We start from the raw sequence: 24,802 nt of genomic DNA, 5'->3' as shown, positions 1-24,802 counted from the left end.
TGGGCACGACAATGTTGCCTTCGCAACCAGCCGCCGAATCCCCCGCTTCTGTGCAACATGCCTACTCCCCCCGGCTGGCTAGTGCGAATCCCAACGCCGCTGTAAGCGTTTTCTATCGCGCGCACTCTAATCACGGACTTGAGGCATTACACCCACCGTTAATAACCAATTCTCACCGAATGATCGAAGGTCTGGAATTGACTAGAAGGTGATCACAGAATCAAATCCGGTGTGCGCCAGAGAGGCACGAAGGATCAACGCGTACAGCCAACTGAACTAGTTGCCTTACGAATCGGGGGACTCATATGAGCGACGTTCGGCATTGGGTATTGGTCATCGAAAATGACCCGGAAATTCGCGAAGAGGTTCTGATACCGGGCTTGCAGAATGCCGGCTTCCATGCCGTAGGCGCCGGCACCGCCGTCGATGCCTATCGGTGCATGCTCGCGCGGAACTTTTCCTTGTTCGTCCTGGGGAGCGACTTGCCAGATACCGATGGCCTGGCCCTGGCCGATAGGCTGCGAACCGTCACCGGTGCGGGAATCGTGGTGCTGACCGAACGCCGCCACAGCCAGGGCAGGCAGATGGATGGTGCGAACGCCTGTATTGCCAGGCCGGTCGACATCGATGCGTTGGTGGCCACGCTACAGAATCTGCTACGGCGCCTGAAACCATTGGGCATCCCCCGAATCGCAAGCCAACGCACGGCGGGGTGGCGACTCGGCACGGCGGGATGGGATTTGATTTCGCCCGGGGGCGCGACGGTGCAATTGACCCAACCCGAGCGCCTGATGATAGGCGCGCTCGCGGTTTCTTCCGGCAAGGTAGTCGCGCGCGATGCCATCATTTTCCTCTTGGCAGGCGACGCCAAGAATTTCGATCGGCATAGGCTGGAGATGCTGGTGCACCGGCTGCGCCGCAAAGTTCTGTTGACGACCAACGAACCTTTGCCTTTGAAAGCGATACGGGGCGTTGGCTACGTACTCTTCATGTAAACGGCGGCCTGCAAAGCTTTAAATTGTGCCGATCATCACAGTATCGGATAATAACGGAAAATCACCCGCGCTCACCCGCACTGAATCGTGGCGCTATCCTGTCCACTGACAGGTATAGGCAGACGGATGAGCGGTACTTTACGATGTCGGCAACATTGAATCGCGTGGCTGGCCAGCATGCTTCTCCCATGCAGAGGGCGCCCACGGCACCGGACTCTCACTGCAGCCGCCCGCACCAATGACCAGGGTGGCAACACAACCAGGCGCGTGGCAGCGTTTCGTCGGCTGGATGAGAAACGTGCCCGTCGATACGCCGCAGGGCAAACGCAACGCATTGACGTTGCAGACGATGCTCGTCATCACCGGCACGATCGCATCGTCGATGGCCGTGGTTTCCTACGCCACCGCCGACGCGGCGGGACTCGGCGACAGCTGGCATACGCTCGCCATCGGCGCATACGCATGGTCCTGCTTCTACCTTTTGCGCATCAGGCTGTTCCGACTCTCGGCCAGCCTCACCGTCATCGGCGGCTTGATTCTGATCGGACTCAGCTACCAGGCGTATGGACTGCGGGCGCAGTCCGGACTGCAGATAACGCAGCTATTGCCCTTGCTGCTTGCGGGACTGTTGTTGGGAAGAGGCGCGGTGTGGTGGACGGCGCTGGCGAACGCCGTTGCGTTGGCGATAGGCGCGCGGGTCGATCTGGGACTTGCGACGAACGCCACAGCGCGCTCAGAGGTTCTATCTGATTTGCTTTTGTCCGGCATGAACCTCTTTGTGCTGGCCGCGATCCTGGATCGCCTGATCCTACTGATGCAGAGAGCGATCAAGCGCAGCGAAGAACTCGATGCGACCTGCCTTGAGCTCGAACGCGAGGTCGAGGAAAAGGAACGCGCCTACGCGCGCCTGCTGCAAACGCAGAGGATGGAAGCCATCGGCCGGCTTTCGACCGGCATCGCCCACGACTTCCACAACATCCTCAGCGTGATTCTGGGACTCGCCACCTCGCCGGTCGAGATCAACGACTCGGCCGACATCCTCCTTCCCAAGGTCGCCAAAGCGGCGCGGCGTGGTACCGCAATCACCCGCCGACTATTGAGTTTCGGACGTACGCAGAACGGAGAGGTCGCCACTTTCGATCTCGTCGAAGCGGTGGATGAAATGCGCTCTCTGATCCTGCCGATGTTCCCTCGCGAGATCAGAGTGCAGACGGACCTCGCCCCGGTGGACCTTTGCGTCCGGATGGACCGCGACGAGCTGGAGCTTGTGCTGTTGAACATCGCCAGCAACGCATGCGATGCCATGCCGCACGGCGGCTATTTCACCCTGTCCGTAGAATCCGACGGAGACCATGCCCAGATCAGGATGGAAGACACGGGCGAAGGCATGGCGCCCGAGGTGCTTGCCCGCGTGTTCGAACCATTCTTCACGACCAAGCCGAAAGACAAGGGAACCGGTATCGGTATGGCGATCGTGCACCGCTTCGTTGCCGACAGCGGGGGCGAGATCGACGTGGACAGCGCGCCCGGCCAAGGCACCTGTATCCGCATCTGGATACCGCTGGCTTCGCGCGAACACGACTCCGAAACGATGCGGTCCGGGAAGGCATCCGAATCCCGCTGGTCGGCGACGGCTTCTTAGTTTGGTGGTTTGTGATCGTGCGGGAACGGCTTATTGGCTACGTCGCCGGCCAAGCCCAACAGACTCCCTTGCCTCGGACCTCGAGCGGCTTTTCTCCATTCTCGTGCCGCCTACCAATACCAGTAGACCCATCGAGGTCGCCAGCATCCAGAGCCACGGGCGTTGGTACCACGGCTGCGGATGGAGAATCCGCAGGCTCGCCGGGAACTGCGACCATGGCCCGCCTTCTGTGCGCGCCTGCACTTCGAACACGTGCTCTCCCCAGGGAATCGACGGGTAGAGAATGCTGCGGTTCTGTCCGGTTTCCACCCAATCGTGATCGAACCCGGAAAGACGGAAACGAAAACGGGTTTCCTGCGGTCTGCTCAGATTGATTGCGGTATAGCGAATTTCCAGATTGCGCGCGAACGGTTCCAGCGTGAGCGCGGACCCGGCGACCTCCTGCGTGCGTCCGGCGACCAACACATGCTCGATGTGCGGCCTGAGGGAAGCCGCACGAACTTGCGGGATAGTCGCCGGATCGATGACGGCGAACCCTTCCACAAGGGAGAACCAGAATCGTCCCTGCGTATCGCGGTGACAGGCGTAGGGAGCGCCTCCGTTGATTTCGGACGGTACCAATCCGTCGCCTGTCGAATAGACGATCGACTCGATTCCGGCCGCGGCTTCCTGCGGCACGGGCAGCAAAGTGACGCCGCGATTGCCTGCCAGCCACAGGCGTCCTTTTTCGTCGGCCAGGATGCACGATACCGTGTCGTCGGTCAGCCCATTGTGGCTGTCGTAGCGATGTACCTTGCCGTCTTGGATGCGATAGAGACCGCCGCCGTAGGTTCCCACCCAGAGCACGCCCGTTTTACCGTCCTCGTATAGGGCGCGGGCAAAACGTGAAGATAGCCCCTCTCGCGGCGTCCACTGCTCGACGACTTTATCGCCGATCAGCCGCAGCACGCCGCGGTCGCCCACGAACCAACGGCCACCATTGATGGCCGCAACGACGTTGTTGATGTTCATGCCTTCCAGAGCTTCGATGCGGCGACGCGCGGCGATGCGCCCTTCGGCATCTATCGTCACCTCGGATGTCGACTGTCCTGAACTGACGAGAAAGCGTCCGCCGTCGCCTTGCCAGATATTGAGCGACGAGCCCGATGGCCAGGTCACAATTTGTTTCGGCTTGTCGTCCGCGACCCGCCCCAGCTCGCCTCCCGTCGTGCCCACCCAGAGCGCGCCTTCCCGATCCAGTAGCAGGCTGCTGACGCAGTAGTTCTTGTGCATGCGCTCGACCGGAAGCGTTCGCAGGACACCGTCATGCAGCCGATGAAGCAGCGGTCCGCAATTCGTCCCGAACCATAAGCCGCCGCGTCCGTCCGCAATCACCGCCCGGCCGGGTACGTTTGCCCGCGAGTGCGGGGCCGAGAGCAATCCGAACAACGGTTTGCGAATCCGGAGCAGCCCCTTGCTGCCGCTACCCACCCATAAATTACCTTCGTCGTCCCACGCCAGGCTGGTGATGCCTATGGAAAGTTCCGGAACGTCGCGCCAGGTCCCGGCACGGTCCTGGCGCAATACTTGTCCAGACGCCAGATATATCCACCACTGGCCATCGGCATCGCGAGCGGCATAAGTGGCAAACTCATGGACACCCGTCGGACGCCATTGCCGACGGACAGGATCGTATAGATGAAGCTCGCGTTCGGTGCTCACCAGCAGATCGTCGTCGCTGCTCTTCAACAGCAGGATTCTCTTGTCGCCGCCAGGTAGCGGTATGGACTGTAGCTTCTGGCCGACCGCGACCTGGAGACCGTCGTATCCGCCCACATAGATCCGTCCTTGCCCGTCGCTAGCCAGGTGGGCATAGCCGCTTCCTTCCGAACGTTGGATCCATCTTTCCCGTCGGCTGTTCGGATCCAGCGTCAGCAGACCCTTGTTGGTCGCGATCCACAGCGCCTTGTCCGGTCCTTGCAGGATATCGTTGACCTGGCAAACGCCGTTGCAAATCGACAAATGCCGAAACGAACCTGCTTCGAGCACGCTCAGCCCCGCGTCTTGCGTGCCGATCCAGAGCCGTCCTTCATCGTCCTCATGCAACGCCAGGATCCGGTCGCTGGCCGGTCCTGCATAGCGTCCGCCTTCCGGACCCGAAACAGGGAGCTCGGACTGTCCCCTGAATATCGTGAATGTCAGCCCGTCGAATCGAGCCAAGCCGCCGAAGGTGCCTACCCAGAGATAACCGTCGCGGGTCTGGACAACGGCATTCACGCCCGACGATGGAAGCCCGTCGTCGTCAGTGAAAACCCGCATTCCGCTCTTGGAGTCGAGCTGCGCCGCGGCCCATGCCCAGGAGGAAGTCCATAACGCGAGCACGCCGATGGTCAGCGTCATTAGCCGGATCGAGGTCCTCATTCTCGCCACAGGCTCTGCCATCCTTTGTCATTCTGCCCGAAGGTGATCATATGAGAGCCGTCTCCCGTCACCATTCAACACGGGACCGTTCAACTGACTTGCATAAATGTCGTCGAGCAGTCGCTACCAATTCAGCACATAACCGACGCCGCGAACGGCGCGCAGCGGAATATCCTCCTTTGCGGCGCCGAGGCATTTTTTGCGCAGGCGATAGACCAACATGTCCAGGCGGCGCGGATCGAAATCCTGGTCGTCCTTGACCAAGCGCGCGATCAAGACCTCGCGCTGGACCGGCACACCAGGCGTCGCGGCCAGTATCGCCATCACCTGCCGTTCGGCCAGGTTCATCTCGATTTCGACACCGTCGGGAGACAGGATGCACCAGCCTCTGTCGTCCAGGCGCCACTTGATGGGAGCTTGCGCGGCATCCGCAACTGGAACGATACGTCGTGCGAGATTCCTCAACGTGGTCACCAGCACGTCCATCTCCACCGGCTTGAACAGGTAGGAATCCGCACCCGCGAGCAATCCGCGCATCCGGTCTGGGCTGGAGTCGTAACTCGTAAGCATGACGATACCCATCGAACTCGACAGGCTGCGCAGATGTGCGGCGATGTTGAAGCCGTCCTCGTCCGGCAACCCCACATCGAGCAGCACGATATCGAAAGACCGAGCCGTCATCGCCCGGTAGAGATCCAATGCGCCTGTCATGCCGACGACATCGAATCCGGACCGAGACAGCGTTGGGATGAGAACGTCTTCCCGAAAGTCCTGATTATCTTCTACCACCGCCAATGTGGGCAGTCTGTCAGTAATATCCGGCAAGGTGACAATATCCATAGGTCGAGCATCCGGAATCGTATCTTCCGGCGACATCCAGAAGCTAAGAGGCAAACACAAGTGCAACAGGATAACGCAGCCACAATCGCTCTACTGAAGATGCAGCCATAATGTGCAAATGCAAGTTTGCCCCGGAGCGATGTTGGCAGCGCCGCACAAAAGTGCTGCACACGTCGCATTCTTGTCAGTTAGGCTGGGCGGCGTCGGCTATGGAATGTCCGCTTTGGGTCGGAAGCGGACATTGGCTCGACGCCATTGCTGCAAAAGAGCGAGCGACCGCTTTTGGCCAAAAGCGATCGCTCGTGAATAAAGAACTACCTGTTTGAAACCGGCGTAACGCGTCCCCCGACTCACCTGCAGTCGTAAAACCATTCAACCCCGCCGCGCCGGCAGGAACCGGTTGTTTCGCAGCAGCCCCGCAGAGACCAGCGACACCAGCACTCCGACCGGGAATATCTCCACGAAGGTCATCGGCAGGCGGAACAGAGGGTCTGCGTATTGCAGCTTAAACGTCGCCATCTCGGCGCTCAGCTTCGCCAGCGTCTCGGCGCTTGCGCCCTTCGCCTTTTCGCTCTCGATCATCGCCTGCGCATAGGAGCTGGCGAAATCCATGTGCGTCATCGCCTGCACCACTTCCCACGCGACCACGTAGAAGATCCCGGCGATGAAACTGACCCCCAGCCCGACCCCGAACGCCGGCCAGAACCCGATCACCCCACCCCGGTCCACGTCCCGGTGCTGCTTTATCCCCACGAACACCGCGCTCAGTGCGATCAGCATGGTCGTGTAGCCGATCACCATGCCGTACTTCAGCGGCGGCATCCCGGAGAACGCGGTGAAGGTAACGAGCTCGAAGCCGCCGACGACCAGGCCCGCGATCAGGCCGTATTTCAGGATGGTCCGCAACATGGTTACTCCTCAGTGTTAGATGGAGCCGCTATTGACCGTGATCAGGCGCCGCCGGGTAATCGCCCGAACGGGTGATTTCGGCATATTCACCCCGAATAATCCGGCGTCAGGGCACGATTCCCAGTTCGCGCGCCAGGCGTATCGCCTCGGTGCGCCGCCTCGCGCCCAACTTCTCGAACAGCCGCGCCACGTGTGTCTTGACCGTGTTCGGCGAAACGTGGAGGCGCGTGGCGATCTCCTTGTTGGAGCGGCCGGCGGCCAATTCGTGCAGCACCTCCAGCTCCCGCTCGCTCAGGCCCAGCGCTGCCTGCGCCCTCAGGTTGCCGTCGAAGGCGGCGGGCGCTGGTGCGGCAAAGACCCGCGCACCCAGGACGATGCCCAGCACCAGGAAGGCGGCCGCGACCAGGAACAAATAGATGTCGCCCGAATGCATCCGCGCCAGGCGCTGATAGTCCAGCCATTGCAGGGCCAGCGTCCCCGCCGCCAGCAGCGCCCCGTAACCGACCACCCGCTTCCACATCCCCGCCTCCGCTCGCCCCTTTTGCGGTCATCTTAACGTCGGTCCACGAGCAGCAAGAAAAGGCTGGCCGGTTCGACATCGGGCGGCCTCCTCAAAGATGGGTCAGATTGCCTTCCTCCACACAAAGACTGCCGACTCGAATGACCGCTATGGGAAGCGGACCTGCTGCACGCCTGGGCAGAATTTTGCGAGTCTCAACGCGTCCATACGGCGTACCCTGGCCGCGCCAAACTCAGGCGCCTCTTCTGGGCACCGTGATCTGGTCCGCAGAGAGGTACCGGATACACGAAACAGCCTTGTGTCGCGCAGTGATCTGGTGCGGACTGCTGCGGGCCATAGACTGCTTCGACGGCAGGTTCCTTAGCCATCCGGTCAGGGTCCGATGAGGCTTTCCGCCGGGATTCCCAGGTTCCGGTGCAGCTTCCGGATCATGTCAATAGTGAGGCTGCGCTTGCGATTCAATACTTCGTAGACGCGATTGGGCTGACCGATGGAGGGCACCAGGTCCTTCACCGTCAGGCCGCCTTGCTCCATGCGAAAGCGGATCGCCTCAATGGGATCAGGGGCTTCGATGGGAAAGCGCTTGTCCTCGTAGGCCTGGACCAGCGTGGCGAGGATCTCGAAACGGTCACCCTCCTCGGTGTCCGGCTCCGGTTCGCTATCGAAGTACACGGACAACTCGCGCAGGGCGGCCTTGTAGTCCTTGTTCGTGCGGATGGGATGAATGTTCATACGTCCTCCACGGTGGTGGCGTCGATTCTGTCGTACTCGGCATGGGTGCCGAGAAACTTGATGTAGATGGCCTGAAACCGATAGGCAACGGCCACGATGAGCCGGTAATCATTGCCCTTGATGTTGAACACCACGCGGTTGCGACCGACAAAGCTCGCACTGACGTAGTGGTTGCGGATGTCTTGCGGTGTGTTCCAAGTGGCGTGTTTCGCTTCGTCGTACCAAGCTTTAAGAGGCTGCTCAGCATCTGGATGGCGCTCCCAGAAGCTTCTCAGGGTACTGACGGCAATCACCTTCATGGATGCATGATAGTCCCATTTTGGGACTACCGCAAGTATCCCGCACCAGCGGACTGTTCAGTGCAGCCCGGAACAGCAGTTCAGTTCAATCCAGCGCCCGCAGAAATTCAGCCACGCTTGATTTCAATGGTTTAAAGTTGCATGGATGACCTTGCCATTCGGCTGTTGAAAAGCACTTCACGCTTCGCGCGGACGACGAGCTTATTTTTCGGGCAGTATCTCTAAACAACTTCACGATGAAGGAACATCGATGCTCAATCTTTCCCGCCACGTTGGCCAGACGATCAAGATCGGGGACGAAATATCCATTGCCGTTCTCCCCTTCAAGTCGCATGGCGAGGTGCGCCTTGGGATCGCCGCGCCAAGCGCCGTGCCGGTCCACCGCTCCGAAATTTATGACCGCATACAGCGCGCCAAGCCGGCTGCCGCAGAACGGCCCGATGCGCAGGCAGCGATCGACCCTGATTGAAGAGTATGGGTGTACGCAGCAAGAAACGGAGACCCTCCTAGGGAAGGTTTGAACAACTAACCCGGTTCGTGGTGAATGCTGGGCCTGTCGAGGCATCGAACCATATTCTGCGCCGTCTGTTTCAGTACGCGACGACTTGTTTTCCCCTCAAAAAACGTGGTTCGACAAGCTCACCACGAACGGATTTTTTAACCCCTGCACTACCAAGCTCCTGATCTCGACTATTGCGCTGTGCAGGTCAAAGTCACCGTAATCGAACTGTTCGCTGGCAACGCCGGAATCGCCACGCCCGTCGGCAATTGCAATGCAGCCGCCAGCGGAGCGCCGGTTTCGGCAGGACAGGTCGCGGCTCCCGTAGTCACCGCGCACGTCGCTGTGGTGCAAGTCAGACCGGTCGACGCGATATCCCGTAACCTGGCGCCATCCGCCGCGTCGGGACCGGTATTGGTTGCGACGATGCTGTAGGTAGTGGTAGCGGGATCATTCCTGGTCACCGTGTCCGAGGCCTGGTCGATATCTCCATTCACACCCGGCGTATTCGTCTTTGTGATCGTTAGACCGGCAACCCTGCGGGTGTTGGTATATCTGCAGACAACGGCGGTACCAGTGCTGCCCACGGTCAAGGTGTTGCCGCTCAGTACCCCGTCGCCCGTGCAGGTCAGTACACCGTTGTACAAACCGGCATTCGAACCCGCCAAAGTCTCGGCTAGAACGAGCGTTTCTCCGCCGTAGACGGTTATCGGAGTGCTGTCCGTATCCGTTTCGTTTGCCGCGCCCGCATCGGAGACCAGCGTATCGATCACCGTGCCGGCGCGCGAAATCGTCAACGTGGCGTCGTCGCCGGTCGATGCGTTCGACCATGTTTTCACGAGCGTCAATTGTGCGGGAACGCACTGATTGCTCGAAAAGCTCAAGGCTGCCTGATCGAAGTTCGCGTTGTTATCCATGGCCACCACATAAGAGACCGTGGTTCCCGCGGGAATATTGACGACGCCCGATACCTGCACCCAGGGAGCGGTGCCGGAAGTCACCGGGGAAACCGGTGCCGGAAGGCTTGCGCTTGCGGTCGCCAGCAACGCGCCCGCAGTACCCACGCCCTGTCTGATGGAAACGCTGGCCGTTGCCGCTGACAGATTGTCACGCGTGGAGAACCAGCCCGAAAAGGTCGCCTGTCTGACCACACCCGGCTGCGTTCCTCCGCAAGCCGGTACGATGAACGACTGGTAGAAGTCATTGGAGCCGCTGGCGATATCCAGATAGTGCTGTCGCACGCCAACACCGGTCGCGGGATCCGCGTCCAGCCTGGGACCGCTATTTCCGTAGTTGAAGGTGGCCCCACCATCCACTTTGACCACGTTCGAGCTGTTGCCTGCACCGAGCGTCCAGGGAGCGATCGGGTAACCGATGTTGTTGCCGAACGCCGGCGGAGGATTGACTTCAAAACCCGGATTTCCGATCAGGTTTTGCGCATCGGCTTGCGAAGAACAGAAGAACAGGGCCAGGCCCAGCAGCCCACAGAACAGTTGGCCGCTTGTCTTAAGCCTACTGCGCAAACGGGCCCGGATGGTCCGGTTACAGGAATACTGATTCATCAATAGCTACCTACGATGTTGATGAAGAAACCCTTGTGGTCGTAGTCGAAATCAGTGAGGTCGTCGCTGAAGTCGGTGAAGTTGTAGCCTACGCCCACGCGGAAGTTCTTGTTGATGTCGCGATCCAAACCGACCAGGTAGCCGCTGCGCGTACCGCCGTCCCGCACGTCCAGCCAGCGGTACTCGGCAAGCGCATGCCATTGCTGGCGGAGTTCGTAGCGGATTTGCCCGGAAGCGAACGTGGTGGCTGAGTCCGTCCATGCGCCGACGCCGCGTCCGAAACGTACCTCGCCTTCTCGCCGCGCGACCTTGCCGGCGAACTCCCAGTGCGTGTCCAGCTTGTAGACGCCTTCCAGCGAAAACACCTGCGAACGCTGGTCGTAGTCGACGCCATTGATCTGGTCCAGCGTGGACAAGTCGTACAGGTACGTATAGCGGCCGAACACACCCCAACGCGTGCTATTCCACGGACGCCAGGCAAATCCGACATTCCCTTCGATGAACTTGGCGCCGGCTTGCGGGTTCAATTCGTCATCGGTGTCCGAATAATTCAGGCGTGCAGCCATGCGCCAGCTTTCGTTGAACTTGTGGGTGAAGCGGTTGGTGCTGACCCACTGTTCGCGCTGTTCGGCACCGGTGTCTTTGCGCCATTCCAGCTTGCTGTTCCAATCGGTATCGGGCGAAGTGCGGCCACCGTTGATGCTGACCGCGCGACGATCGACCACGCCCTGCGCACCGGTCAGTTCACCGGACTGCAGAGTGAAACCAGTGGTCCAACCTTGCGACGGATAGAAATCCATGCCGAAGGTATGTGCCAGGCCGGACTCGCTCGGGGTTTTCAGGAACTGGCTTTCGTTGAACAGGTTGACCTGGTTCGACAGACGCCAGCGCTGGCCCAGAGTCCAACCGTTCTGCCGGTTCGGATTGAACAACGAGTCGTACGCGGTGGTATCGGTCGAATAGGTGTAGCCGCCGTAAACCGTATGCTCCGGCGCCAGGCGGTACTCCGCATTGACCGTAGCCGCATCGCCGCGATCGCCGGTGCTGACTTCCGCACCGACCGACGACAAGTCGCCGAACAGATACTTACCGCCCAAGGTGAAGGCATCGTTGTCCGCATACTGACCGCCGTCGTCGTCGAGCGTCATCTGCGCGGTGCCGTAGACATCCAGCGACGTGCCGAAACGATGCGTGTACTTCACCGCGCCGAGCGTGCCGGCCACGTCGCCGATCAAGCGGTCTTCCTCGACCCGACGGATCTCGCCGCTAAGCGCGCTGTGGTCGCTAATGCGCCATTCCGCGGTGATCTGCGCCTGGGTCAGGGCTTCATCGCCGCGTTCGGCCTTGCTGAAACGCGCATAGATGCCGGTATTGGGCGTGAACTGGCCCAACACTTCGGCACCGTATTCGGTGATGTCCAAACCATTGTCGTAGCGGCTGATGGAATAGCCGGCACCGACATCGCGCCACCATGCACCCGCGCTCCAGTCCTGCTCGGTCCAGCCCAGCTCCTTGAAGTTGGCGCGTGCTTCGACCGACTTGGCCTGGCCTTCGCGCGGGCCGACCGGATTGAGCTGGGTGAAGGTGAAACCGCCGTTGTCAGAGAAGAACACCGGTGCACTGAACGATTCGGTCTGGGTGTACTCGGCCTTGAGGTAGGTGCCCTTGCCCGCTTGCAAGGTGATGTCGCCGCTGGCCAGGGTGTAGTCCTCGCCTGCGCGGTTTTCGTCCACATAAGTGACGCCCACGCCCAGGTGATCACCAAACCAGTGCTTGGCGCGCATGCCAGCGGTGACGTCATCCGGATCGAAACCCGATGGTACCCATTCGTAATCCACTACCAGGCGCTGCTCGAAACCATCTAGCGGCGTGTCGCGGGTCAGCGTGGGAATGTTGTCGCGGGTGATCTGCAACAGTGGACGCGTCAACAGCAGGCGGCCCTGCATTTCGTCGATTTCGTAATCGGTGCCGCGGGTCATCGGGATGCGGTTTTCGACGCGGCCGGTGGTCAGGTCGCGTATTTCCAGCACCACCACGTCCGAACCCGGCAGCACATCCTGATGCTTCAGGTAATAAAGGCTGCCGCCGGTACCGATGAATTCGCTGTGGCCCGGAGCGGTCTGCGCCTCGGAACCGAACGCGCGCACTTCGGTGCCCGGATCTCCCCAGGCATTGGTGGCGCGCGAACGCCAGTTGAGCGCGGCGCCATACAGCGAACGTACGTACTGCGCGTATTCGGTACCGGTGAAGCCGGTGTAGAAATTGCCCCACAACGCCTGGTTCTTGTCCCAATCCATGCGCAGGTAGAAGCGGCCCATGGTGTCCACGTCGCGATAGGTCGTGGAGTCGTCCCCATAGACCGGATAGTAGAGATCCGGGTCGAGGCGGCGGAAGATATCCTGCGGGTCGGCGTTGGTGAAACCGTCGAACAGGTGCTCCAGATCGCGTTCCGTGGTGTCGGCCTGCGCCGTCAACAGGTACTTGCCTTTGAACTTGGCCTTGCCGTAGAACGCCAGACGACCATCGCTGATCACATCGTCGTCGTAGCGCGGATCCACCAGCGACGGATCGACTGAACCGCCGATCTTGTTCTGGGAGATGGTCACATCGGCCAGGCCGACGCCGAAGAAATAACGCCCGGTGACATCCACGTTGAGCGTGTGGTGCGCAGTTGAATTCTGCGAGGTGGTCGCCGGCGCTCCATCCAGGCGCGGCGCGCCGCCCTGTATCTCGATGTCGAACGCGTGCTGCCCGACCGGTACCAGATATTCGGCCGTGAACTTGCGTTCTAGATCGACCGGATAATCGTCGCCATTGATCTTCAGCGCATAGCCCTGGGGCAGGTTGCGGCCCTGGATGCGGATACGCGAACCATAGATCGAGATGTTCTGCTGGCGTAGCCCATTCTGGGCGAAAGCTTCGTCGATCAGACTTTGCGACTGGGCCTGGTCGATGCTCAGCGCGGTACCCAGATATTTCTCGGTAGTGTCGCGCAGGGCCTGCCCGCCACGCTCGGCTTCTTCCGGCGAAACCAGCTGCAGCTTGTTGGGATAGGTTTCGTCGAAGTTGCCGTCGGCATCGTAAGCGCGCAGCACGTAGATCAGCTCGTCGCCGGCGCGGAAACGGTATTTCGCCGGCAGGGCTCCGTCCCATTCGGCCGATACGATATTGCCCACGTCCATCGGCAGGGTGACGAGGGGATCGATCAGGTCGGCGTCGCTGGCGCGATAGATCGTCAGCTCGTAGCGCTTCACGAACGTGGAGTAATTGCTACGCGTGTAGAACTGCACCGGTTTGGTGATTGCGGTACCGTCGAACGGCACGATGCCCGGCGCGGAGATCGAGAGCTCGGGCTGGCCCAGCGCGGGATCTTCGGTGGCCCAGATCGCGCCGCCATTGGCCAACTGGATCGAGAACTTGCCCTTGGCCACGGCCTTGCCGGGTTGTTCCAGGGCGACGGTCACGCGGCGATCGGGCTGCAACGTTTCCGACGACGCGTTTTCGCCGGCGTCGACCACCGGCTTGCGCTCGCCGCGCGTGCGCAACCGGAACAGCAGGCCGTCCTGCGAACTGCAACCGCTGTCGGTGCAATCCACTTGCGGGGATTCCACCGTGCCTTCGGTCTTGTCGGCAGCGACCGGAGCCGCATTCTGCGCAACCGCCAGCGGCGTCATTCCCGCCAGCAGGCTGATCAGGGTGTAGTCGAGTAGTTTCATCTTCATCTTCATGATCCAGCCCCCTTACTTGCCGGTACCGGCAGGGGCTGCCGGGTCGTTACTGGACTCGACACGCACTTTGGCGCGCACTGAAGGACTCAATTTGGTCGCGACCGCTTCGTAGACCGCCTTGGCGCGACGCATACCCAGCGCCACGTTGTAGGCGTCGGAACCGCGGGGATCGGCATGGCCGACGATCGCTATCGCTCCTCCTCCTTTCTCGTCGAGATAGGCGGCCACCTTGTCCAGGATCGGCAGGAACTGCGGTTTGATCGTCGATTTGTCGGTATCGAACAGCACCGTGCCCAGCAGCGGGCCGCCTTCGGCAATGCCGACGATCAGGGATGACGGATCGTCCAGTTCGGTGCGCACGCTTACCGTCAATGCCTTGGCGATATCGGCGGGCACGTGGCTCATCAGTGCGCTCTTCACCGCCGTGGCGCGATCGAAGGCCAGGCTTTCTGTATCGCCATTGGCGCTGATCAACACTTCGCCGCCGCGATACTCGATCACCTTGGCGGCGATCCGTTCGATCACCGGCAGGTACTCGTCGCGCAGCTTGGCGCCGCCCGGAGCGAAGATGACTTCGCCAAGCTCCAGCTCCACCTGCTGCTCGCCACCCTGCACTTCTTCGACCGGCAGCTTGACGCCGAAATCGAAACGCACCGGAAGTCCGGGAGTGATGCGACGGACCAGCGGATTGTCGGTGGTGAACACCGTGCCAACGGGCAGCGTCGACGGATCCACCTTGAGGATGAAGTTTCGGCCGCGGCCGCTATCACCGCCGGCGATGCCTTCCAGGTGATAGCGACCGTACTGGTCGGTCTCGATCAGCAAGCCTTCCACCGAGGCGATACGCACGCCCGGAATACCACGCTCGTCGATGCCGAGGTTGCTGATCACGTAATCCACCACGTAACCGCCCTCGCCCTGCGCGACGCGACGCTCCACCTTGGGTTCGGCCGCATTGAGGCCCTTGGCCGCTTCGCCGCTCGTCTCCACCGTGGTGTTGCCGGCGGCGTCCATGCGCACATTGACGCCCTGCGCGCTGGTCAGCACGAAGTCGTTGGTGAAAGTCGGCTGATTCAGACGCTGACGAATCACGATCTGGTGGTGTTCGACCGGATCGGCTATCGACTGGCGCGCGCTGATAGCGCCGACGTCGATGCCATGCAGCAGCGGCGAACTGGCATCGGCCTCCGGTTGCGCACCCATGCCACGATCCACTGTGGTTGAGTTGGCAACGTAGGCATCGGGCGCAAAGCCGCCCTGCACTCGCACATCGCTCAGGGCTGCGCTGTCCTGCCACGTGTCGCCGTCGCGATCGTCGAACACCGTACCGATCAACAGGCTGTCGTCGACCAGCGCGTCGGCCACCAGGGTGACCGCAGCGGTGCTGCTGTTGGAGATCGCCGAACCGGTCTGGGTAAAGGCCTGCGCCTGGTTGCGTTGCACGCCTGGGCGTACGCCCGCGCCTACGCGCATCGCATACATCAGCGTGGCGGTCTGGCCGGGTTCGATATCCAGGCCTTCGAAGCGCAAGGGACTCTGGCCCACTGCGGTGGCCTGGTTGTCGCCGTCGACCACGCTCAGCGAACCTTCCTCGTAGCTGAAACCCAGCGGCGGCGTATCCACGATGCTGCCGTTGATCAGCCTGCCGTTGCCGACGTTCTCGATGCTCAGGGTGTAGCGCACCAGATCGCCGATCTTCACTTCGCGCACGGCGACGGTCTTGAGGACGCGCAACTGGTAGTCGGACAACACCGGATGTTCGGTGCTGCAGGCCAGCGCGCAAGTCGGCGAATCGCCGCCGGTGGGCACCACGACATTGCCGACCGTGCCGGTCGCATCGGTATCGACCAGGGTGGTGTACGCAAAGGTGTAGGTACCGGGCAGCGTGCCAGCCGGCAGCGTGCACAGCAGGCCGTTCGCGCTGGCCGCGCAACCCGCCGGCAACCCGCCAGAGAGGGTCTGGTCGCCGCTGATCGTGTCGGTCAAAGTCACCGTATCGGTGGTGACCGAATTGGCCACGGTCACCGTCAGCGTATAGGCCAGCGTGTCGCCGGCCGACACCGAAGTGCCAGACGCCGGATTGGACGTCTTGGACACGGTGATCGCGGTCGCCACGACCCGGTGGCTGGTGCTGCAGCTGACGCAGGTCGGGCCGTCGTCGCCGCTGGGCACCACCACATTGCCGAGGGTGCCGGTCGCATCTGCGGCAACAAGTGTGGAGTACGAGAAGCTGTAGCTTCCCGGCAACACGCCGGCCGCCAGCGTGCACACCAGTCCGCCTGCGCTCGCCGCGCAACCGGCGGGCAATGCCCCGGTAAGCGTCTGATCGCCGCTGATCGTGTCGGTCAGGGTCACTGCGCCGGTGGTGATGGAGTTGGCCACGGTCACGGTGAGCGTGTAGGCCACGATGTCGCCAGGCGCCACTTCCGTACCCGATGCGGGGTTGGAGGTCTTGGCCACGGTCACCACCGAGGCGGCAACCGGATGCTCGGTGCTGCAGCTGGTGCAGCTGGGGTTGTCGGTGCCGGTGGGCACCACGTTGTTGCCCAGCCTGCCGGTCGCATCGGCGTCCACCGTGGTGGTGTAGGTGAAGCTGTAGTTGCCCGGCTGCGTGTTGGCCGCCAAGGTGCACACCAGTCCACCAGCACCGCTTGCGCAATTTGCCGGAAGAGGACCGGTGAGCGTCTGATCGCCGGTCATGGTGTCGGTCAACGTCAGCACCGAGGTGGTGGCGGCGTTAGCCACGACCACCGCCAGCGTGTAGCCGATGGTGTCGCCCGGCTGCACGGTTTCGCCGCTGGCCGGATTGGAAATCTTGGAAACGGTGATCGCCAGCAACGGGGTGCTTGTGGTGGACGAATTGCTGGGCACGGCCGGACCCGACGGCGGAGTACCGGTGGCGGTCGCGGTGTTGTTCACCACACCAGCGGCCACTTCGGCCTGGGTGATCGTGTGCGTGCCGGTGCAGGTGGCGATGGCACCGGGCAGCAACGTGGTTACGTCGCATACCGCCGGCGCATCCAGCAATGCATCGTCGATCACGATGCCGCTGAGAGTGACATTGCCGGTGTTGGTCGCCACGAAGGTGTAGCCGATCGTGCTGCCGGCGATGTTGCCTGAAGGCGCGCCGGCGGTCTTGAGTACGGTCAACGACGGATCGGCGGCGATCAGCGTCTGGGTGGTGTCGGGCGGACTGCTGGTGGTTCCACCGGCCGGCGGCGAGCCGGTGGCAATGGCGCTGTTGTTCGCCGTGCCGGCATTCACTTCAGCCTGAGTGATGGTGTGCGTACCCGTGCAGGTGGCGATGGCGCCCGGCAGCAGGGTGGTCGTGTCGCAGGTGGCAGCGGCATCCAGCAACGCGTCGACCACAGCGATGCCGGTGAGGCTCACGTTGCCGGTGTTGGTCACCACAAAGCTGTAGGCGATGGTGCTGCCCGCAATGTTGCCCGAGGGCGCGCCAGCGGTCTTGTCGATGGTCAAGGCAGGTGCGGCGGCAATCGGCGTACTCGTGCTCGACGTAGCGCTGGGCACTGACGGACCCGATGGCGGCGTGCCGTTGGCGATGGCGGTGTTGTCCACCACGCCGGCATTGACTTCAGCCTGGGTGATGGTGTGCGTGCCAGTGCAATTGGCGACCGCGCCCGGAACCAGCGTGGTGACGTTGCAGACCGCGGGTGCATCCAACAGCGCATCAACCACGGCGATGCCGGTTAGCGTCACGTTGCCTGTGTTGGTCACCGCGAAGATGTAGGCGATGGTGCTGCCAGCGCTATTGCCCGAGAGCGCGCCGGCGGTCTTCAACAGGCTCAGCGAAGGTGCGGCGGTCGCATTGATGGTCAGATCGTCGATGGCCGGCGGCAAGGAGCCGCCGCTCGGCGTGCCTGTCATCGTCACATTGTTGGTGACACTGCCCGCATCCAGGTCGGCCTGGGTGATGGTGTAGGTCGCCGTACAGGTCATGCTCGCGCCGGCCGCCAATGTCACTGCAGGGCAGCTTTCATTGGTGGTGCGGTCGTCGGCGATGACAATCGCGTTGATCGCCACGTTGCCGGTGTTGCTCACCAGGTAGCTGTAGTCGAGCACGTCGCCGACTGCCGCGAAGGTGGTGTCGACGCTGGACTTCACCACCGTCCACGACGGGTTCGCAGTCGCATTGATGGTCAGGTCATCGATGGCAGGTGGCAGCGTACCGGTGCTCGGCGTGCCGGTCATGGTCACGGTGTTGGTAACGCTGCCCGCGTCCAGGTCGGCCTGGGTGACGGTGTAGGTCGCCGTGCAGGTCATGCTCGCACCAGCGGCTAACGTCGCGGCCGGGCAGCTCTCGTTGGTGGTGCGGTCGTCAGCGATGACAATCGCGTTGATCAACACGTTGCCGGTATTGGTCACCAGGTACGAATAATCCAGCACGTCCCCCACAGCCGAGTAAGACGTGTCGGTGCTCGACTTCACCACCGTCCACACGGGATTCGCCGTGGCATTGATGGTCAAATCGTCGACGGCCGGCGGCAAGGTGCCACTGCTGGGTGTGCCCGTCATGGTCACCGTGTTGGTGACACTGCCCGCATCAAGATCAGCTTGTGTGACCGTGTAGGTCGCGGTGCAAGTCATGCTCGCACCGGCGGCCAGCGTCGTTGCCGGACAAGCTTCATTGGTAGTGCGGTCGTCGGCGATGACGATGGCGCTGATCGATACGTTGCCGGTGTTCGTAACCAGGTAGGCGTAGTCGAGTACGTTGCCCACGGCCGAGTAGGTCGTGTCGACGCTCGACTTCGCCACGTTCCAGGCTGGTGTGGCCGTCGCGTTGATGGTTAGATCGTCGATCGCGGGAGGCAGCGTGCCGCCGGTGGGCGTGCCGGTCATGCTGACGTTGTTGGTGACGCTACCTGCATCCAGGTCGGCCTGAGTGACAGTGTAGGTCGCGGTGCAGGTCATGCCCGCGCCGGGCGCTAGCGATGTTGCGGGACAAGTTTCATCGCTGGTGCGGTCATCGGCGATGGCAATCGCACTGATCGCCACGTTGCCGGTGTTGGTCACCAAATAGCTGTAATCGAGCACATCGCCTACTGCAGCGAAAGTCGTGTCCACGCTCGACTTCACCACTGTCCACGAGGGGTTCGCCGTGGCGTTGATGGTCAGATCGTCGATGGCAGGAGGCAGCGTGCCTCCAGTGGGCGTGCCGGTCATCGTCACGTTGTTGGTGACGCTGCCGGCATCCAGGTCGGCCTGGGTGACGGTATAGGTCGCGGTGCAGGTCATGCTGGCGCCTGCCGCGAGCGTGGCGGCCGGGCAGCTTTCGTTGGTGGTGCGGTCGTCGGCGATGACAATCGCGTTGATCGCCACGTTGCCGGTGTTGCTCACCAGGTAGCTGTAGTCCAACACGTCGCCGACTGCAGCGAAGGTGGTGTCGGCGCTGGACTTGACCACCGTCCACGACGGGTTCGCAGTCGCATTGATGGTCAGGTCATCAATGGCGGGCGGCAGCGTGCCGGTGGTCGGCGTGCCGGTCATCGTCACGTTGTTGGTAACGCTGCCGGCATCCAGATCCGCCTGGGTGACGGTGTAGGTCGCGGTACAAGTCATGCTCGCGCCGGCCGCCAAGGTCGCTGCCGGGCAGCTTTCATTGGTGGTGCGGTCGTCGGCGATGGCGATCGCGCTGATCGAAACGTTGCCGGTATTGCTGACCAGATAGCTGTAGTCGAGCATGTCGCCCACGGCCGCATACGTCGTGTCCGTGCTCGACTTGACCACCGTCCAGGCGGGCAACCCCACTGGCGTGGTTTCGTTGCAGTCATTGCCGACTGCCGCGCAGTTCACCCCATCCACAGTCACCGCGTTGACGATGGAAGCCGTAGCGCCGGTCGGGAATGGAGCAACGACTTGCACCACGAAGTTCAGCGTGGTGTTGCCGCCTACCGGAATGTTCACCGCATTGGTGTTGGTGCAGTTGCTCGCGGCACAGGTGAAGCTGTTGCCCGCAACTACGGCAGTCGTGTTGGCAGGCAGGGTTTCGACCACATCGCCCGCGAACAGAGTCGCGGCGAGGCTGCCGCCGACATGCGTCACTTCGATTTGATAGGTAAGCGTGTCGCCCGCGGCAACCGCCGCACCTGCCACGTAGGCCGAACCATTCACCTGGGCCAGGGTCTTTTCGACCTGCAGTTGTGCTGGTGTGGGGGCTGCGGGGAAAGAACATGAAGCAAGATCACGGGCCTGATTAGCCGCGGTGGCCGCTACTTGCGTCAGCGTGCCGGTGCCCAGATCGATGCGGAAATACCTGCTGGGCGCGGTGTTGGTCGCGACATACAGCAGACCGTCGTTGCCGTAAGCCACACCCGCCCATTGCAGGGTGCTGGGAGCACCGTTGAGCAACGGACGCTGCTGCCGGGTTGCCTGCACCGAGGACGTACTGAAGTTGACCCTGTAAAGATCCACGCCAGCGGTCAGCCAGCCATTGCCTGCGTTGTCGAAAGCTATATCGCCCGAGCTGGCATTGGTGGGGTCGAAATCGTAGGTCAGGATGCCGTACGAAGTCAGCGAGTAGCTGAAGGTGCCCGAGGGCGTTACTCGCCAGACCGCGGGATTGTTGCCATTGCCAGCCACCAGATAGCCCACGCCCGCCTGGGTCATGCCAGCACGCGGGAAATCGGGCGTAGTGATCGGACCGGCAGCGACGTACCAGCCGCCGTTGGCGGAATCGTACGCATACAGCGTCGACTGACCAGCGCTGTAGCTGACGAACAGCAGGCGCCTATTTACCGGATCCACCATCAGCCCATTGAGGTTGGGCGCGACGGGCAAGGTCAGCTCGGGCACTAGGACGTCAGGCGTACCGCTGCCGACGGTGTAGCGGTAGAACTCGCCCAGTCCAGCGGTCGTCTGGGTGACGTTGAAGACCGAATCGACGGCGCAGAAGTTGACGCTGGCCACCAGCGTGGTGAGCGTGGCGTCGGGCGGGCTGGTCACTACGATTCCGCCGCTGGTCGAACCGGTAGCGGTCGCACTGTTGCTCACCGATCTGGTGGCAGCTTCCCCGGCAGTGATGGTGTGGACGCCGGTGCAGGTGGTTGTGTTGCCGGGCGCGGACGGAGTCAGCGTGGTGCTGCCGCAGGTAGCCGGCGCATCCAGCTGCGTATCGACCACCGCAATTCCATTCAACGTCACCGCGCCAGTGTTGGTGACCACGAAGGTGTAGGCGATGGTGCTGCCCGCGCTGCTGCCGGAAGGAGTGCCAGCGGTCTTGTCGATAGTCAGCGAGGCTGCGGGCACGCTGGGCGGATTCACGCACGTGGCGTTGTCCGTCGTCACCGTCTCCTGCCCGGCAGGCAGCGATGCATTGTTGTAAAGACCGCTACCCGGTGTGGGAGTCGCTGCGCAAGTCGTGGGGGCCGAAGCGTTGGTGTAGACGTAGGTAATGCTGACGTTGAAGGTATGGGTGACGCCCGCACCGATCGCTATGTCGGTTCCGGTCAGCTGGTTAGGGCCGTCGATCGTCGACGAACCGCCGGCTGGAGCGCCCGCACCGGAAGTGGTCCAGGCGATGCCGGTGATGTTGGTGTTGGCGGGAAAAATCGGGGTATCGGTCAATGCTCCATAAGTGCCAGCCGCGGCGCCGGAATTGGTCACCGTGATCGTGTAGGAGACCGTGTAAACGCCCAGAACGCTCGGACCTGACACTCCAACAGCGGACTTGGCAACGTTGATCAGCGGCGCCACCACATCGTCGGTATCGCTCACGCTACGAACGCAGGTTGGATTGGTAGCTGCATCGGGGCAACTGAAACCCGTTGGCACCGTGAGCGTCGCCGTATTGGAAACGGTCTGCGCCCATGCCGAATTGCCGAGAAGGGTGTTAGCGAGGGCAAAAAGGCACAAAGTGAACAAGCGCAGGAAAGCCCGCGCTCTGCAGCGAGACGTATCAGTCACGTGAATCCCCTAATTCAATGTGTTCTGATCACGAGCTACTGGCACCGAAGTGACCTGCCCCCGACGATCAACCCCAAGCGCTACCGTTCTTGCTGATGCCACCAATGCCTGACTAGCAATGCGAGGCATCACCAGTCCGGCGCGGCGCGAGCAAAAGGCTGCGCGGCGTCAATGTTAACGGCGTCACATATTTCTCGTTAACTGCCGCACAAATGAAAAGTGACGCTCAGCGTCAGAATTCCGGGCTGCGGCGGGGCCGTGCTGTCCTGAAAGCAAATGCGGCCGTGGTCGTGAAAACGTTACCAGGCAAGGCTCTGGCCTCTCAGAGGGGCCAATTCCCCGATCGGCTGCAGGGGAAATAATCTTGTTATCTGCATAAGCAATAGCAGACAATCGGTACTATTTAGCCGACAATCGGAAAGCCTGCACTCACCTATTTATTTGCGTGCGCCCTGCGGAGCGTTCACATGGGCGTCGATGCTGCATATAAACGAAGGAGAGAGATCGAATCCCGAGGCCTCCACCTACTAATAGGGGACCTATCCGGCCTGCATCGGACCGTTCTGCCGCCTTAGAAAGTGACGGCCGAACGCCTTATGAGAGCCAACTATCAAAGGGGGAATGTGTGCCTCACGCCCCTCTTATTGCTCCAGGATCAAGTATTGCTCCAGGATCAAGCGTCGCGATATATCAGCGCCACGGCTCATGGCCGGGTTCGCAGAGAGAGGCAGTGTCGCGCGTCGGCTTTAGCCGGACTCTAGTTTCTCTTCACCGCTCGTCCAGAATATGCGCTAAGACGGGGCTCCCATGTCCGATTTCTCTTGGGTAGAACGTCTCAAAGTCGGCTGGCGGCCTGTACGGCACGGCTGGTGGCTTCAACATATGTCTTGGGATGAATTCGTACGCCGCTCAGGCAATGCGCCCACCAAAAATGAATTGATACGCAGCTTTCGGAATTGGGCGGACCAGCACAGAGGCTCCCACTACATACTTACTTGGGATAATCCAATGACAGAGAAGTCGAGCGTCTACATATGCAAGGAAGTAAAACCACTTCTGAGAACGCGTGAGCATTGACTGCTCCGTTCGATGATCTGAAGAGAGGCTAGCAATGGGCGTTTGCAGCGGCATAGCCGGCAGGCGTCGTCCACCCTAAGCTCTCGTGCGGTCGACAATGGTTGTAATGATATCTAAAGTCTTCAGCCACTCTGTCGAAATCCTCCAATGAGGTGAAGCTGTTCCACTGGATCAGATTGTTGCGCACAGTTCGGTTGAAGCGTTCTATGTAGGCATTCTGATAGGCTCTATATGGGGCGATATGCTCGATTGTGATCCCAGCAGCAGCTGCCCACTGCAGGAAAGCACGCCCAGTAAACTCAGGGCCATTGTCGCAACGTATCGTGCTCGGCAAACCGCGCCTTCCAACTAGTTCGGCAAGTTGCTCTGCGACAAGCGACGCGCTAGTGCCGAAACCTCCCTTGATCAGAAGACATTCGCGGCTGAAGTCGTCGAGAACATTGAGCGTACGCGCTGGCGCGCCGCTAACCAAACGAAAGTGCATGAAATCGATAGACCAAGTGGAATTGGAATGAGGCGCTACTGCAAGCCGATATTTCCCCTTAGGACGCCTCGCGTTTCGGCGATACAACTGCAGGCCGGCGCCAGCATAGATCCGCTGCGCTCTCACGATGCCGCAGACTTTTCCCGCGAGTACCTGGTGGAACATCGTTTCGAAGCCGTGGCCGGGAAACGCTCCAAAGTGTTCTTTCATGATCCGAAGAATTACGGTGTCGTCTCTTTCGTATTTGACCAACGAGACACACGGGCTGGCCATGCAAAGCATCGTCTTGGCCTGATTAATCGATACCAGCCCGGCGGCCTGCAATTGGCCGAACAGCTCTATGCGGCGTGACAGAGGAGGCGCCAGCCCACGCATAATCAGCTTCCATGCAACCCGCTCCGCTTCAAAACGTGTTGTTTTCCGCCTGAGCTGCTCCAGCTCCGCGCTGGCAGCCATGGCCTGTTGCACCTCACTAAGCGAAAGTCCGCCGTATTTGCGCCTCCACCCCCGGACACTGCCTGGGTGGCATTTGATACGCGCAGCTACGGTAACTGCAGGTATTCCTTCATCCACCGCCTGTACGGCAGCGTGGATTTGCTTTGCTGTATAGAGTCGGTTTGCCACAACACCTCCTCATTTTCAGGTCAGCCCGCCTGTAACCTCGAACGGAGTTACAGACTCGCCGTCATCGCAAGGCTTGTCATCGCTCGGCATTAGCTCGCCATTCGGCGAATGGAGGGGAAGTATTATCGCCCCGGGATGTTCAGATTCTGAGATCCGCGACCATGGTCGAACTCACACGTCACACAACATCCAAGGTCAGCTCAGCCGGCTGACATGCTGGTACTTGGGAACGACAGAGATTGTGCGACTGCACCAGCCGGTGACGGATAAACGGCTGGTCCGCGGCACTGAACCAGCACCTGATTGCCAGTCTCGAACGATCCATTTGAGGACGCGAAAGACCCTTTTGCACCGAATAATGTGACAACCATCACATTACGACAAGAACTCACACTTAATCACATAAAAGTGTGACGTAAGGCGTCATAAAGTGCCTTACCATCCAGCCGTGCTAGCTAGCTCGGCAAGGAATATAGAGCAAATCACAAGTAATTTCTCGATTTACTCACAATAAAAAGGGACCGGCTCCACGGTTGGCACGCTTTCTGCTCTACCACCTCGGGCCGTG

Annotated in this window: 13 protein-coding genes; 3 read left to right on the top strand and 10 right to left on the bottom strand. The window is 61.1% G+C overall.

Annotated elements, in window-relative coordinates; genetic code table 11:
* Positions 1-305: 305 nt before the first annotated feature.
* Both AC1DTQ_RS16390 and AC1DTQ_RS16385 read left to right on the top strand, forming a co-directional pair.
* A complete protein-coding gene (locus tag AC1DTQ_RS16390) occupies positions 306-995 on the top strand; it encodes a response regulator transcription factor (RefSeq protein WP_477850940.1) in 690 nt (229 codons plus the stop codon).
* A gap of 247 nt (positions 996-1,242) precedes the next feature.
* On the top strand, positions 1,243-2,637 hold the full coding sequence (locus tag AC1DTQ_RS16385; RefSeq protein ID WP_477850938.1) for a sensor histidine kinase: 1,395 nt from the start codon (positions 1,243-1,245) through the stop codon (positions 2,635-2,637).
* 30 nt (positions 2,638-2,667) lie between these two features.
* Here AC1DTQ_RS16385 and AC1DTQ_RS16380 read toward each other — a convergent pair whose 3' ends face one another.
* The 6 genes from AC1DTQ_RS16380 to AC1DTQ_RS16355 all read right to left on the bottom strand — a co-directional run bounded on the left by AC1DTQ_RS16380 (position 2,668) and on the right by AC1DTQ_RS16355 (position 8,337).
* The gene (locus AC1DTQ_RS16380) at positions 2,668-5,016 is read right to left on the bottom strand and encodes a ligand-binding sensor domain-containing protein (RefSeq protein WP_477850937.1); all 2,349 of its coding nucleotides are present in this window, start codon (positions 5,014-5,016) and stop codon (positions 2,668-2,670) included.
* Between the two features lie 144 nt (positions 5,017-5,160).
* A complete protein-coding gene (locus tag AC1DTQ_RS16375) occupies positions 5,161-5,877 on the bottom strand; it encodes a response regulator transcription factor (protein WP_477850936.1) in 717 nt (238 codons plus the stop codon).
* Between the two features lie 372 nt (positions 5,878-6,249).
* A complete protein-coding gene (locus tag AC1DTQ_RS16370; RefSeq protein WP_477850935.1) occupies positions 6,250-6,786 on the bottom strand; it encodes a DUF4199 domain-containing protein in 537 nt (178 codons plus the stop codon).
* A 106-nt stretch (positions 6,787-6,892) separates the two neighbouring features.
* On the bottom strand, positions 6,893-7,306 hold the full coding sequence (locus tag AC1DTQ_RS16365; protein WP_477850933.1) for a response regulator transcription factor: 414 nt from the start codon (positions 7,304-7,306) through the stop codon (positions 6,893-6,895).
* A 372-nt stretch (positions 7,307-7,678) separates the two neighbouring features.
* Complete coding sequence (locus AC1DTQ_RS16360) at positions 7,679-8,038, bottom strand: helix-turn-helix domain-containing protein (protein ID WP_477850932.1); 360 nt, start codon at positions 8,036-8,038, stop codon at positions 7,679-7,681.
* Positions 8,035-8,337, bottom strand: a complete 303-nt coding sequence (locus AC1DTQ_RS16355; RefSeq protein ID WP_477850931.1) for a type II toxin-antitoxin system HigB family toxin — start codon at positions 8,335-8,337, stop codon at positions 8,035-8,037. Before AC1DTQ_RS16355 ends, AC1DTQ_RS16360 begins: the two co-directional genes overlap by 4 nt.
* Before the next feature lie 250 nt (positions 8,338-8,587).
* Between AC1DTQ_RS16355 and AC1DTQ_RS16350 the strand changes: the two genes are divergently transcribed.
* Complete coding sequence (locus tag AC1DTQ_RS16350) at positions 8,588-8,806, top strand: carbon storage regulator (protein ID WP_477850930.1); 219 nt, start codon at positions 8,588-8,590, stop codon at positions 8,804-8,806.
* A 221-nt stretch (positions 8,807-9,027) separates the two neighbouring features.
* Here the strand turns inward: AC1DTQ_RS16350 and AC1DTQ_RS16345 are convergent, their stop codons facing one another.
* The 4 genes from AC1DTQ_RS16345 to AC1DTQ_RS16330 form a co-directional block, all read right to left on the bottom strand.
* A complete protein-coding gene (locus AC1DTQ_RS16345; RefSeq protein WP_477850929.1) occupies positions 9,028-10,398 on the bottom strand; it encodes a hypothetical protein in 1,371 nt (456 codons plus the stop codon).
* Positions 10,398-14,126 (bottom strand): outer membrane protein, encoded by a 3,729-nt coding sequence (locus tag AC1DTQ_RS16340; protein WP_477850927.1) that lies wholly within the window; start codon positions 14,124-14,126, stop codon positions 10,398-10,400. The genes AC1DTQ_RS16345 and AC1DTQ_RS16340 overlap by 1 nt, the downstream gene beginning before the upstream one ends.
* A 12-nt stretch (positions 14,127-14,138) precedes the next feature.
* Positions 14,139-21,860 (bottom strand): DUF7507 domain-containing protein, encoded by a 7,722-nt coding sequence (locus tag AC1DTQ_RS16335; RefSeq protein WP_477850925.1) that lies wholly within the window; start codon positions 21,858-21,860, stop codon positions 14,139-14,141.
* A gap of 1,294 nt (positions 21,861-23,154) precedes the next feature.
* Positions 23,155-24,234, bottom strand: coding sequence for an IS3 family transposase (locus tag AC1DTQ_RS16330; protein ID WP_477850924.1), 1,080 nt, complete (start codon positions 24,232-24,234; stop codon positions 23,155-23,157).
* Positions 24,235-24,802 lie beyond the last annotated feature (568 nt).

The sequence above is a fragment of the Pseudoxanthomonas sp. P4_B2 genome, from assembly GCF_056402315.1.
Note: the sequence above shows the minus strand (reverse complement) of the source record. Positions and strands in the feature narration are given on the sequence as shown.